Here is a 12,996-nt window from a genome sequence, read left to right as displayed (position 1 = left end):
TTTTTATGATTCTGTTTTTTGTCCCTGGGGCTCTTTGGGGCCGTGTGGGGCTAGCACGTGGTGGGGGGTTTGGTGTGGGGCGGGGCGGGGGCTATCTTTTTCGCCGGGGCGGTGGCCCGGCACGACCCCTACAACCGCATGCATCCGACCGAGTACAAGATGCAGTTGGCCGGCATGGGGGTCGGCCTCATGAACACCGTCAACGACCCGGCGACAGCTGCGTCCCGCATGTACGACGCGTTCATGAAGGACCCGGAAGAAGGTATCGGGAAGATCCTCCTCGAGGCCGTGGGGACGAAGGGCGTCGGAGCGGGCGCGGGCGCTGTCAGGAAGGGTGCGTCCTTGGAGCGGTTGGCCAACGGCGATCTGCCGGCGTCGCACCTTCCCGACGGTTCGCACCACAAGCCCTCCGTCGGCGATGAGTTCCGCGAGGCTCCGCACGACCGGTCTCGCGAAGCCGACTGCAAGTCCTGCCGCGACGACCCGGTTGACATCGCTACCGGCCGGATGCTCCTTCCCCAGACAGACATCGTGCTTCCGGGATCGCTTCCGCTGACGTTCGGCCGAACCTTCGAGTCCTCGTTCCGTTCGGGTCGGTGGTTCGGCCCCACCTGGATTTCAACCGTCGACCAGCGGCTGGAGTTCGATGCGGAACAAGTGGTGCTGGTTCGGGAGGACGGCAGTCTGCTGGGCTACCCGCATCCTTCGGAGTGCGGCGTTCCGGTACTTCCTCACCTTGGACAGCGCTGGCCTCTCACACGCGATCTCGATGGCGGTTATGCGGTCACCGATCCGGATTCCGGCCAAGTCCGCCACTTCACGCAGGACGGCTGCCTCGCTCAGATCGATGACCGCCGCGGGGCATGGATCGCCTTCACGTACGACGAGATCTCCGGAGCGCCCGTTTCCCTGTCCCACAGCGGCGGGTACGAGGTCCGGCTGACGTCATCGGACGGCCGCATCACCGGCCTCGCTCTGGCAGACGGGACTGAGATCCTGCGCTACGGCTACGAGGACGGCCACCTCACGGAGGTCACCAACTCCTCGGGTCTTCCCTTGCGCTTCACCTATGACCTGCTGGGCCGGATCACCTCTTGGACGGACACCAACGGCCACCGCTTCGACTACGTCTACGACGAGCAGCACCGGTGCATAGCCCAGTCCGGGACCAATGGACATCTCAACGTCCGGTTCTCCTACGGGGACGGATGGACCACCCACACGGACTCCCTGGGCAACCGCACCCAGTACACGGTCAACGACCGTGCGCAAGTCGTGGCAGAGACGGACTCGGCGGGGGCGACAACCCGCTTCTCGTACGATCGCCACAATCGCCTACTCGCCCGTGTCGACCCGCTCGGACGCACGTTCAGCTTCTCGTACGATGACGCGGGCCGATTGCTTTCGGTGACACGCCCGGACGGCCGGGTGGTGCGGGCCGAGTACAACGCGCACGGTCTGCTCACGCTGATCGTGAACCCCGATGGCACGACGATCCGGCAGACGTACGATGCCGCGGGCAACCGCACCTCATTGACCGACCCATCCGGAGCCGCGACCCTATTCGCCTATGATTCTCGTGGTCATCTCGCTTCAGTGACGGACGCCTGCGGTCACACGACCACGATGCAAACCAGTCCTGCGGGTCTGCTGATGTCGACGGCGGACCCCCATGGTGCGGCCACGACGTACACGCGCGATCGCTTCGGCCGTATTGCGTCGATCACCGACCCTCTGGGCCGCACGACCCATCTGAGCTGGAGCATCGAAGGCCGGCTCCTGCGTCGGGCCCATGCGGACGGAACCTCGGAAGCATGGGCTTATGACGGCGAAGGCAACCGCCTGACCCATACGGACGCAGCCGGAGGGGTCACGTACTTCGAGTACGGAGACTTCGACCTCCTCACCGCACGCATCGGTCCGGACGGAGCCCGGCACTCCTTCACCCACGACACGGAACTCCGGCTGACCGGGGTCATCAACCCACTAGGCCGGACCTGGACGTACACCTACGACGCAGCGGGTCTCCTCGCCGCGGAAACAGACTTCGACGCACGCACTCGCACTTACCAGTACGACGCGTCGGGCTCAATGACATCCCAGACCAATGCTCTGGGCGAGGCCGTCACGTACGACCGCAACGCAATCGGGCAGGTCGTGTGGAAGACGACGTCGGACGGTAGGACCGCCTACGCCTACGACGCCTGCGACCGCCCGGTATCCGTGTCCTCCCCGAGCTCAACCATCACCTGGCACCGCGACGCGGCCGGAGCCGTCACATCGGAGACGGTCGACGGCCGCACCCTCTCCTTCACCTACGACGCCGTGGGTCGCCGCACCACCCGTGTCACCTCGACCGGTGCCGAGTCCCACTGGACGTATGACGCCGCCGGCCACCGGACCGCACTGACCACCTCTGGGCGAACACTCACGTTCGAACACGACGCAGCAGGGCAGGAACTGACACGCCGAGTGGGACCCCAACTCTCGCTCACTCACGCGTACGACCTCGTCGGCCGGATGACCACCCAGACAGTAACCGGTCAGACCGGGCGTACCCTGCAGCGCCGCGGTTACATGTACCGCGAGGACGGCTACCTGACAGGGATCGACGACTCGCTGGCGGGCCCCCGCACCTTCACCCTCGACGCATCGGCCCGTGTCACAGCAGTCGACTCCGCCCGCTGGTCGGAGCGCTACGCCTACGACGATGAGGGAAACCAGACCCACGCCACCTGGCCGGACCGGCACGCGGGAGCAGAGGCGCAAGGAGGGCGGACGTATGACGGAACGTCCATCACCCGGGCGGGAGCGATCCGATTCGAGCACGACGCACTGGGGCGAGTCACCCTACGCCAAAAGACCTGTCTCTCCCGGAAACCCGAAACGTGGCGCTACGAGTGGAACGCGGAGGACCAGCTCACGTCGGTCACCACCCCCGACGGCACGTGCTGGCGCTACACGTACGACCCTCTGGGCCGCCGTACGGCGAAGCAGCGGCTTTCCTCCGGGGGTGACGTGATCGATGAAACGGTCTTCACCTGGGACGGTGCCGTCCTCTGCGAGCAGACGAACGGTTCGGTCACCCTCGCGTGGACCCACAAGGGATCCCACCCCCTCACCCAGACCGAGCACATCGACGCCGACGCGATCGACGACCGCTTCTTCGCGATCGTCACGGACCTCATCGGTACACCGACCCGGCTCCTGGCCGAAGACGGTACGACGGCCTGGCACAGCCGCAGTACCTTGTGGGGTACGACCACCTGGAACCGTGAGGCGTCGGCTTACACCCCTCTGCGCTTTCCGGGGCAGTACTTCGACCCGGAGTCCGGCCTCCACCACAGCCTCTTCCGCACCTACGACCCCGAAGCCGCGCGATACCTGAGCCCGGACCCTCTGGGCCTGGCTCCCGCCCCGAACCCCACGGCGTACGTCCACAATCCTTTGACGTGGTCCGATCCCATGGGTCTGGCCCCCGACGAATGCGTGGTGCGCGGCCCGTTCGACTTCAGAGAGCCGAACCCGGAGCATCCGCCGAAGCAAGGCCTGATCGACGTCATGCGATCAGCGCCCAAGGGCGAATACGTCGACTGCACCGAGATATCGGATTACATCATGCAGCGCGCGGATGGCGAAGGAAGGATCGTTCATTACATCACCCCTTCCGGAAACCTGAGGACGCCTGAGGCGGGGCCCAATGGGATCGAGTCGGTGGACTACGAATTCCATCAGGTATACACGGACGGTCGCTATATCTACGATCCGACCTTGAGTTCCAATCCCATTCCCCGGGGAGACTATGAGCGGGCCCTCAGGTCTCAAAATGATGAACGTGTCATAAGATTGAACGGCGAGGCTGATCTGCGTGAGCTCTGGGACAGGCGAAGGACGACCAGTTGGCGGTGATAAATGTGGAACAGGGGCTGCCGAGATTCGTGCGGGCCAGGATGGCCCTGGAGCGGTTCGCTCCGCTGGCCTGGATCAAGTCCGTCAGTGAAACCAACAACACGACGGGCCTTGTTCAACTGCCTTTGCTCGGATGGCGCTTCAGTGAGCCCCATCCTGAACTGAGAGATGTCTTCCTCTCCATTGCGCGTGATGTACCGCAGAATATTGAATGGACGTTCAGGGAGGGTCGAAACTCGTTCATCCTGCCTGCGGAGATCGCTGATTCCGAAGAAGGCTCGGAAGGCTCCGGCGCCCGCATGAGAGGTGATCAGGACATCTGTATCGCGGCCTCCGAGGACATGGAACAGATCATCGATGCGATCGCAGCGCAGCCCGCGCTGCCGGCCGTCGCACGGATGGTCGTGTTCCAGATCGCCAAGAGTTCGCCTGACGAGCTGATGTGCGTCGCGCAAGAACTTACCGGTGAAGCGGAAGTGGGAATGATCTTTCGGTTGGGCGGGATGCCTGATGTTGAACTGCGCCTGACGGCACTGCACCGGTATCCGCCCCGCCCGGAAACCAGGCGCCACGGCCCCTTGACCAAGATCACTCTTGCGGGGGCGGGGGCCGGAACGATTGCACGCAAGGACCTGTTGGTCGGCGTCCCCCTCAGCCAGGAGCATGGCTGATTCTTGCAAACGCCATGCATCGCAACGCTGGCCGCGACAGGGCCTGGCTGGCCAAGCGCCACTGGCCGGCCGGGCTCTCGTCCCGGCCTACTTCAGCACGTGGGCGGCGTACACGCCGGCGCAGCGGCCGCCATTGCACGGACTGAGGTGTTGGTGGGCCGGCTTCTTCCAGAGGGTTCGCGTCCCGTGCCTGCTGCGGAGGTCTGCGCGGTGGCGGACGGTGTGATCTGACGGGGCTGGGGTGATCGCCGATGATCTGGCGGCCCCGGGCGGTGTCGGGGTTGCGCGGCTGACCCCTGCCATCCAGGTGGGACAGGGGGAAGCGGAATGGGCTCATGGGATCGATAGATGCGCCAAGTACGCCCGATAGCGCCGAGCGTGGTCAGGGTGATGTCGTGGAGGCAGCGTGGCAGCGGCTGCTCCACCGCGAGGACATGGACATCAGGCTGGTGCGAGCCGCGTATGCGGAGCCGCTTCTCCGACAGTTCCATCCGTCGAGCAGCCACCAGAACCTGCACCTCAGCAGGTGCACTGGTGACGGGTCCTGGGATGTTTCGTTTTGTCATACATCTTTCTGGTGGGCGCTACCTCGTCGCTGGGCCGTCGCGTTCCCAGATCGTCGGGGAGGCGGAGACCGCCGAGGAAGCCGTTGGTCTGGTCGTCGGTGGTCTGCCACCAGGCTGCGGCCCTGCGGTCGCAGGGCGCCGGGAGGAGCTCGACCGGCTAAGCCCGTACGGACCCCGCGGCCCGGGCGGCCGGGGAGTGGCGGGCGGGGCGACGGCGCCCCCCGTCCCCGGACCCCCCGGCCGGCGGGAGTGCGAGGGGGCGCGGACGGGCTGCCCCTCCAGACCTCAGGGCATCTCGGCCGCCGGTGCCGTGTCCACGCCGGTGTCCGGGTCGGTGCCCGGGTCGGTGCCCGGGCGCTTCTCCAGGTCCGTGCCCAGCGCCGCGGCCAGCGCCGTGTCGAGCGCTCGGTCCGCCGGAACGGACACGTCGGGCAGCACGCCGACACCCTCCCAGTTGGTGCCGGTGACGGTGTTGACGCTCCGGGCGACCGGCACCGTCACCTGGACGTGCGCGGTGACCGCGTAGCGCGCGGTCGGGTGTGCGCCGCCGCGCGTCGTCTCGCCGATGACGACGGCCCGGCCCTGGGCCTGCAGGGTGTACGCCACGTCCTCACCCCCGGAGAAGGTGGTCGAGCTGGTGAGCACGTAGACCGGACGGTCCGTGTAGCGCGGGCCGGGCAGGTAAGCGGTCGTCCAGTACTGGCGGGTGACGCCGGTGGTCCGGTCGTGGATGTCGTTCAGGTGCACCTGGTCGTCGCCGAAGAAGTAGCTGCACCACATCGCGGCGCCCTCCGGCGACCCGCCGAGGCAGGTGCGCAGGTCCAGGACGAGTGCGGTGCTGTGGGTGACGAGTTGCATGGCGGCGCCGATCGCGCGGGCGCCCCCGGCGGCGTCGGCGATGAGTCCGAGCTCGATGAGCCCGACGTTCCCGTCCCTGTGCTCGACGCGTCGGACCCCTTGGTTCTCGGCCCTGAGCCGTGCGAGGAACGCCGCGCGCCCCTCGTCCTCGTCCTGCGGTTCGAGCGACTGCGGCAGGTCGGTCCAGAGGAGCCGCAGGTGCTCGTCCGGGCAGGCCTCCTGGAGGTGGCCGGTGACCGTGCGGCAGAGCGCCGGGCCGTCGAGGTCCGCGTACTCGCCCGCGGCGAGACGCCGCCGGATCGCGGCGTCCACCCGCTCGGCCTTGTCGGGGAAGACGTACCCTGCGGTGATCCGGTCCAGGGCCCGCTCGACTATCTCTTCGTTGGTGTTCACGGGCGGCATGCTAGGCGGCCGGCCACGGTGCTCCACAGCGATTTTCCCTGCTGGGAACCGGCGGTGACCGGCCGTCAGAGCGCGCTCGCCACGGGCAGGGTCACCTCGAAGCGGCAGCCGCCCGGGACGTTGCGCACATCGGCCCGCCCCGCGTGCGCCTCGACGATTCCGCGGACGATCGCCAGCCCCAGCCCCGCCCCGGCCGGGGGCGTACGGGCCTCGCTGCCGCGCCAGCCGGTGTCGAAGACGCGCGTCAGGTCCTCCTCGGGGATGCCGCCGCAGCCGTCGGTCACGGAGAGCACCACCGCGTCCGTCCTGTCCTCCACGGCGACGGCGACGGTGCCGTCCGCCGGAGTGTGCCGGATGGCGTTGACGAGGAGGTTGGCGAGGACGCGGGTCATCTCCTTGCCGTCGACCTCGACCGGTACGGCGGCCACCCGCTCGCCCACGAGCAGGACGCCGTGCTCCCGCGCGAGAGGGTCGGCTCCGGCCAGCGCGTCGTCCACGAGGTCGTACAGGGAGATCCGGCTGGGATGGAGGCTCAGCGCGCCGGCGTGGATGCGGGAGAGCTCGAAGAGGTCGGTGACCATGGAGTTGAGCCGGTCGACCTCCGTGAGGATCTGCCGGTGGTAGCGGGCGGGATCGGCGGCCATGCCGTCCTCCAGGGCCTCCGCCATGGCCCGCAGTCCCGCCAGCGGGGTCCGGAGGTCGTGGGAGATCCAGGCGACCAGTTCGCGGCGGGAGGCTTCCAGGGCCTGCTCCCGATTCCGGGACGCGTCGAGCTTGGCGCTGGTCGCCGCCAGTTCCCGGGAGAGGGCGGCGAGTTCGGCGGTGGCAGCGGTGGGGGGCGCCGCGAACCGGCCGCCGTTCCCGAAGTCCCGTGCCGCGAGCGCGAGTTCGCGGCTTCGCGCGACGACCCAGCGGCCGAGCAGCAGTGCGGTGGCCAGGGCGACGACGGCGGCCATGGCCACGACGACGGTGACCACCCACAGGTCGTGTGCGGACAGGAACATCGCCTGGGCCACCGCCAGTGTTCCGGCCAGCATGGCCGTGACGGTGACCGCCGCGACCACGGTGAGGGACACCGCGACCGAGCGGTGGCGCACCAGGCGCAGCGCGAGCGCCCCGGCGAGCCCGGCGCAGCCCGCTCCGGCGAGCGCGAAGAGCGCGATGAGTACGACGTCCTTCATGCGGCGGCCTCCGGCGTTTCCGCCGCGAAGCGGTATCCGACGCCCCAGACGGTCTGGATGAGCCGCGGCCGGGCGGGGTCGTCCTCGATCTTGGCCCGGAGCCGGCGGACGTGGACGGTCACGGTGGACAGGTCGCCGAAGTCCCATCCCCACACCTCGCGCATCAGCTCCTCCCTGCCGTGCACCCGGCCGGGGTGGGTCAGGAAGTGGGCGAGGAGATCGAACTCGCGCAGGGTGAGCGCCAGCTCGCGCCCCTGTTTTTCCGCGCGCCGGTTCTCGCGGTCGAGCAGGACGCCGCCCGCGGCCAGGAGGGGCCGCTCGGGCGCGGACTCCTGCCGTCGGCCGCCGCGGCTGCGGCGCAGGACGGATTCGACCCGCAGGACGAGTTCCCTGGGGCTGAAGGGCTTGGTGACGTAGTCGTCGGCGCCGAGCTCCAGGCCCGCGATCCGGTCGTCCTCGTCGCCGCGCGCGGTCAGCATGATGACGGGGACGGGGACGGCGGCGGTCGCGCGCAGCCGCCGGCACACCTCCAGGCCGTCCATGCCGGGCAGCATCAGGTCCAGCAGGACCAGGTCGGGCCGGCGCTCGGCGGCGCGGTGCAGGGCGTCGGGGCCGTCGGGCGCGTGCTCCACGGCGTAGCCGGCCCGTACGAGGTAGCCGGAGACGACCTCCGCGACCGTCGGGTCGTCTTCGACCACCAGGACCCGGGGCTGCGGTTCGGTGTGACTCATGGGTACCAGGATCGCACCGGCGCGGGGCCCTGTGGCGGGCCCGTGGGCCCGGTGGGGGCGGCGTCAGGCTTTCGTAAGGAGCGGGTCCGTCGCGCGGGCGGTGGGTCAGTGGGACGGCGCGCCGTATTCCGCGTGCCCGGTGTGGAATCCGTACGGTGCGTCCTCGTCCGGCACGGGGGCGGGAAAGCCGATGCGGCGGGCTTCGGCCCGGGCCAGTTCCAGGAGCCGTTCGAACTCTTCGTCGGTCATGGTGCTCGCCTCGCAGCCTTTCCTCGCCCGTGATTCGTGGCGGGAGGGCCGGAGGATTGGCCGGGCGGTCGACGTGCCGGGGGGGCCACGTGCTGGGGGGCCACGTGCTGGGGGGGCGGTCGACGTGCTGGGGGGGCGGTCGTGCGACGGCCCCGCGCGCTCGGGGGCCGGACGGCCGGTGGGCCGTCCGGCCGGACGGGAACCGTCAGGCGTTGACGCAGGTGTTGCCGAAGGCCGGGTTCAGCAGGCCGATGACGCTGATGGAGTTGCCGCAGGCGTTGATCGGGATGTGGATCGGGATCTGGATGAGGTTCCCGGAACCGACGCCCGGCGAGTAGGCCGCGACGCCCTGTGCGCCCGCATCGGCCGACGCGGCCGACGCGCCGCCGACGAGTACGGCGCCTGCCGCCAGCGCGAGCCCTGCGGTCTTGAGGAAACGGGACATGGAAGCCTCCTGTGGATGGTGATGCGCCGCCCCCGGAACGCGGGGACGGCGCGGGCCGCTGTGCTGCGTGGCCCTCGCAGGTGACTTCGGCGCGACCGGAGGGGCGGTTGGGTGGGGCGGCCCCGGTTCCCTCGTTCGAATGACGGCAGGCGGTTTCCTTGCGCCGGGCGGCCGATCCGCGGCGGCCTCCGCTCCGAAGTACGGACGGGCCCCCGTACCGGGCCGGACCGCGGACGGCCACCGGCCGCGGTGCCCCGGCGGACGGGCCCGTAGCATCAGGCGCCCCGGTCCCGAGGCCGGGCGCCCGTACCGAGAACCGGCCGGTCGGCGGCCGGTCCCCCTCCCCGGGGGGAGCGCCGCCGCCCTTGTGGAAGGAACCGACACCATGGGCCGTACGCCCTCAGTGGGAGACCTCGTGAACGACTTCTCCCTGCCCGGAGGGGTCCTCCGCGAGGACCGCTTCGAACGGTCCGACTACGCGCTGGCCGAGCAGCGCGGGAACACCGTCGTGCTCGCCTTCTATCCCGGCGACAACACCCCCGTCTGCACCAAGCAGTTGTGCTCCTACTCCGACGGCCTGGAGCAGCTCCAGGCCTGCGGGGCCACCGTCTGGGGCATCAGCCCGCAGGACGTCGACAGCCACGAGCGCTTCGCGCGCGACCGCGGGCTGCGCATCCCGCTGCTCGCCGACCCCGACCGCGCGGCTGCCCGGGCCTTCGGGATCGACGCCCCGCTCATCGGTCTGCGGCGCTCCGTGTTCATCGTCGCGCCCGACGGAACCCTCCGCTGGAAGCGCGTGGGAACCCTGGGCGCGACCTTCCCCTCCGCCACCACCATCGCCGAGCAGCTGACCGCCCTTCCCCGGGCCTGAGCCCTCGGACGGCTCGCAGCGGGCTGCGCGGCGCGGTGGCCGGAACCCGACGTACGGTTTGCGCGCGTCTGTGAAGATCATCCGCTCGGGGGTTCGTCTTCACTGGGGAAAGGGGGCCGCCTTGAGCGCTCCTGCCACACCGTACTTCTCCCTGCTGGGCCCGGTGCAGGCCTGGCACGGCGAGGTGGCGCTCGCGCTCGGGCCGCCGCAGCAGCGCCTGTTGCTGGCCATGCTGCTGGTGCGACGGCCCGGGGTCTGCGAGCTGGACGAGCTGATCGACGGGATCTGGGGTGAGGAGAGCCCCCGGACCGCGGTGGGCACGGTCCGGTCGTACGTGTACCGGCTGCGCCGGATCCTCGGTCCCTGCCTCGCCACCGAGGGGCGGGGCTACGCGCTCGGCGTGCCGGACGCCGCGGTCGACCTGAGCGTGTTCGAGGCCGAGGTGACCCGGGCCCGCGCCCGGGTCGCGGCCGGGGACCTCGGCAGCGGGTCCGAGCTGCTGGAGCGTGCCCTGCGCAGGTGGCGGGGGGTCCCGCTGGCCGGGCTGCCGGGGCCGTTCGCCCGGATCCAGCGGGAGCGGCTGGGTGAGCTGCGGCTGTCCGTACTGCTGGAGCGGCTGGAGCTGGACCTCGTACGGGGACAGCACGCGCGTCTGGTCCCGGAACTAGCCCTGCTGTGCGCGGAGCACCCGCAGAACGAGCGGCTGCGGAGCCTGCGTTCCACGGCCCTGGAGCGGGCGGGCCGCCCGGGCGAGGCCGGGGACACGACCGCCGGGGCGGCCACGGGCGCGGCCGCGGGGACCCGCGGCAGGTCCGCGGAACCCGGCGGCACATCCACTGGGCCCGGCGGCGGGCCCGCAGGGTCGGGCAGCGGCTCCACCGGGCCCGGCGGCGGGCCCACGGCGCCCGGAACGGTCAGTCTGCCGCCGCCGGCCCAGTTGCCCTACACCACGAGCGACTTCACCGGGCGCGACCAGGACACGGCGGACCTCCTGCGCACGCTGCGGCCGGACGGCGCCGAGGCGGTGGTGATCTCGGCCGTCGGCGGGATCGGCGGAGTCGGCAAGACGGCCCTCGCCCTGCACGCCGCGCACCGGCTGCGCGCGCACTTCCCCGACGGGCAGCTCTACGCCAACCTTCGCGGCGTACGGGAGGATCCGGCGCTCCCCGCGGGCGTGCTCGCCGCCTTCCTGCGGGCCCTCGGAGTGCTGGACTCCGCCATTCCGGAGGGCGCCGAGGAGCGTGCGGCCCTGTACCGGTCCCGGCTGGCGGGCCGGCGGGTGCTGCTGGTCCTGGACGACGCCCGGGACTTCGGGCAGATCGAGCCGCTGCTGCCCGGTTCGTCCGCCTGCGCCGTCCTGGTGACGAGCCGCAGCACCCTGCCCGAGCTCCCGGCGGCCCTGCGCATCCGGCTCGACGTGCTGTCGTCCGCCGACGCCGTGACCCTGCTCGGCCGGATCCTCGGCGAGGCCCGGATCGCGGCGGAACCGGCCGAGGCCGCCGCCATGGCCGAGTTGTGCGGACGGCTCCCGCTGGCACTGCGGATCGCCGGCTCCCGGCTGGCGACCCGGCCGGGCTGGTCGCTCTCCGCGTTCCTCGGCCTGCTGGAGGGGCGGCGCTCCCCGTTCTCGGCCACCGCTGCCGGGGAGGACGGGGTGGAGGCCTGCTTCCGGCTGAGCTACGAACTGCTCGGCGCCGACGAGGCCCGGCTGTTCCGGCTGCTGGCGCTGCCCGACCAGGAGGACGCGGAGGCCGCCGACGCGGCGGCCCTGACCGGGCTCGCGTACGAGCGGGCCGAGGAGTGTCTGGAGCGGATGACCGGCCTCGGGCTGCTGGAGTCCCCGGCGCCGGGCCGGTACCGCTTCCACGACCTGCTGCGGGCCTTCGCCCGCGCCCGGTCGGCGCAGGAGGACGGTCCGGAGGAGCAGGCGGCGGCCCTGTCCCGGCTCTGCGACCACTTCCTGGCGTCGGCCCGCAACGCGTACGCCGTCGAGCGCCCGGGCCATCCGCTGGCCGGGCTGCTCGCTCCCACGCGTTCGCCGGGCACCGCGGTCTCCGAACCCGGTCAGGGTCACCGGCTGTTCACCGTGCGGCACCAGTCCGTCCTCGCGGTCGCGGTGCAGACGGTCCGGGCCGATCCGTCGTCCGTGGCGCTCGTGGCCGACCTCGTGCTCGCCCTGGACCCGGTGCTCGACGGCTCGTTCCTCTGGGGCGCGCTGGTGGAACCGGCCCGCCTGATGCTGGGGCTGGCGCGCGAGCGGGGGCAGACCCGGGCGGCCGGCCGCCTCGGCTACATGCTGGGCGGTGCGCTGTACCAGCTCGCGCAGTTGGACGCGGCCGAAGCGGTCCTGCTGGAGGCCGAGTTCGACGCGCGGAACTCCGGGGACCCGGCCGTCCTGACGGAGGTCCACAACTGCCAGGGGCTGGTGTGGCTCGGGCGGGGCGAGTACGACCGGGCCCTGGAGTTGTCGGGGCGGGCCGTCGAGACCGGTGACCGGTGCGGCAACGCCTGGGGCGCGGGAAACGCGCGCACCTGCCGTTCCGTCATCCTGGCCGCCGCCGGACGGCTCGGCGAGGCGGCGGCGACGGCGCGTCTGAGCCTCGACTCCGCGCGGACCGCGGGCGATCCGTTCCGGCAGATCTACGCCCTGTACGCGCTCGGCACCGTCGCCCGGCTGCGGGGGCTGCCCGACGAGGCCATCGAGGGGCTCCGCGAAGGCGCGGAACTGGCCGCGCGCCACGGCTACTCCACCTTCGAAGTCTTCCACCTGGGTGAGGAAACCGCCTGTCACCTGGCCGCGGGGCGGCCCGGTGACGCGGTGGCGACCGGTCAGCGGCTCCTGGAACTGGCCCGGACCAAGGGCTGGTCGTTCGCGGAGGCCCGCGCCCTGCGGCTGCTCGGCACGGCGCTGGCGGACCTCGGCGAGACGGACCGGGCCCGGGAGTTGCTGACCCGGGCCGTCGAACTGCTCGCACCGATGCGGCCGCCCGAGGCCGCGCAGGCCCGCGCGGTGCTGGACGCCCTGTAGGGGCTGGCTGTCGCCGCACTCGTCCCTGCCGTACGGGCGTACGGGCGTACGGGCGTACGGGCGTACGGGCGTACGGGCGTACGGG

9 protein-coding genes and 1 pseudogene are annotated in these 12,996 nt (G+C 71.0%); 5 read left to right on the top strand and 5 right to left on the bottom strand.

Translation table 11 applies throughout. The features are described from left to right. Positions 1 to 111 precede the first annotated feature (111 nt). From ACFWW8_RS28430 to ACFWW8_RS28420, 3 genes and pseudogenes are all read left to right on the top strand, one after another. A complete protein-coding gene (locus ACFWW8_RS28430; protein WP_386532796.1) occupies positions 112 to 3,909 on the top strand; it encodes a DUF6531 domain-containing protein in 3,798 nt (1,265 codons plus the stop codon). Beyond that, a complete protein-coding gene (locus ACFWW8_RS28425; RefSeq protein ID WP_386532793.1) occupies positions 3,900 to 4,580 on the top strand; it encodes a hypothetical protein in 681 nt (226 codons plus the stop codon). The genes ACFWW8_RS28430 and ACFWW8_RS28425 overlap by 10 nt, the downstream gene beginning before the upstream one ends. A 335-nt stretch (positions 4,581 to 4,915) precedes the next feature. Beyond that, a pseudogene (locus ACFWW8_RS28420) lies at positions 4,916 to 5,270 on the top strand (DUF6193 family natural product biosynthesis protein); the annotation flags it as partial. Positions 5,271 to 5,431: 161 nt separating this feature from the next. Here ACFWW8_RS28420 and ACFWW8_RS28415 read toward each other — a convergent pair. The 5 genes from ACFWW8_RS28415 to ACFWW8_RS28395 all read right to left on the bottom strand — a co-directional run bounded on the left by ACFWW8_RS28415 (position 5,432) and on the right by ACFWW8_RS28395 (position 9,012). After that, entirely contained in the window at positions 5,432 to 6,397 is a 966-nt protein-coding gene (locus tag ACFWW8_RS28415; protein WP_386532791.1) for a S41 family peptidase, read from the bottom strand. Positions 6,398 to 6,471: 74 nt separating this feature from the next. Beyond that, positions 6,472 to 7,587, bottom strand: coding sequence for a sensor histidine kinase (locus ACFWW8_RS28410; protein WP_386532788.1), 1,116 nt, complete (start codon positions 7,585 to 7,587; stop codon positions 6,472 to 6,474). After that, positions 7,584 to 8,318 (bottom strand): response regulator transcription factor, encoded by a 735-nt coding sequence (locus ACFWW8_RS28405; RefSeq protein WP_386532785.1) that lies wholly within the window; start codon positions 8,316 to 8,318, stop codon positions 7,584 to 7,586. Before ACFWW8_RS28405 ends, ACFWW8_RS28410 begins: the two co-directional genes overlap by 4 nt. 105 nt (positions 8,319 to 8,423) lie before the next feature. Beyond that, positions 8,424 to 8,567 (bottom strand): hypothetical protein, encoded by a 144-nt coding sequence (locus tag ACFWW8_RS28400; RefSeq protein WP_386532782.1) that lies wholly within the window; start codon positions 8,565 to 8,567, stop codon positions 8,424 to 8,426. 205 nt (positions 8,568 to 8,772) lie between these two features. Further along, complete coding sequence (locus ACFWW8_RS28395) at positions 8,773 to 9,012, bottom strand: chaplin (RefSeq protein WP_351283087.1); 240 nt, start codon at positions 9,010 to 9,012, stop codon at positions 8,773 to 8,775. 385 nt (positions 9,013 to 9,397) lie between these two features. On the opposite strand from ACFWW8_RS28395, the gene ACFWW8_RS28390 reads away from it, so the two are divergent. Beyond that, on the top strand, positions 9,398 to 9,883 hold the full coding sequence (locus ACFWW8_RS28390; RefSeq protein WP_386532779.1) for a peroxiredoxin: 486 nt from the start codon (positions 9,398 to 9,400) through the stop codon (positions 9,881 to 9,883). Between the two features lie 121 nt (positions 9,884 to 10,004). Beyond that, entirely contained in the window at positions 10,005 to 12,911 is a 2,907-nt protein-coding gene (locus tag ACFWW8_RS28385; RefSeq protein ID WP_386532776.1) for a BTAD domain-containing putative transcriptional regulator, read from the top strand. Positions 12,912 to 12,996: the final 85 nt, after the last annotated feature.

The sequence above is a fragment of the Streptomyces sp. NPDC058701 genome, assembly GCF_042715295.1.
In the GTDB taxonomy this organism is placed as follows: Bacteria; Actinomycetota; Actinomycetes; order Streptomycetales; family Streptomycetaceae; genus Streptomyces.
Note: the sequence above shows the minus strand (reverse complement) of the source record. Positions and strands in the feature narration are given on the sequence as shown.

Coding starts and splice junctions, on each gene's coding strand:
- ACFWW8_RS28410 (WP_386532788.1), bottom strand. CDS start 7,587: ATGAAGGACGTCGTACTCATCGCGCTCTTCGCGCTCGCCGGAGCGGGC.
- ACFWW8_RS28405 (WP_386532785.1), bottom strand. CDS start 8,318: ATGAGTCACACCGAACCGCAGCCCCGGGTCCTGGTGGTCGAAGACGAC.
- ACFWW8_RS28400 (WP_386532782.1), bottom strand. CDS start 8,567: ATGACCGACGAAGAGTTCGAACGGCTCCTGGAACTGGCCCGGGCCGAA.
- ACFWW8_RS28395 (WP_351283087.1), bottom strand. CDS start 9,012: ATGTCCCGTTTCCTCAAGACCGCAGGGCTCGCGCTGGCGGCAGGCGCC.
- ACFWW8_RS28390 (WP_386532779.1), top strand. CDS start 9,398: ATGGGCCGTACGCCCTCAGTGGGAGACCTCGTGAACGACTTCTCCCTG.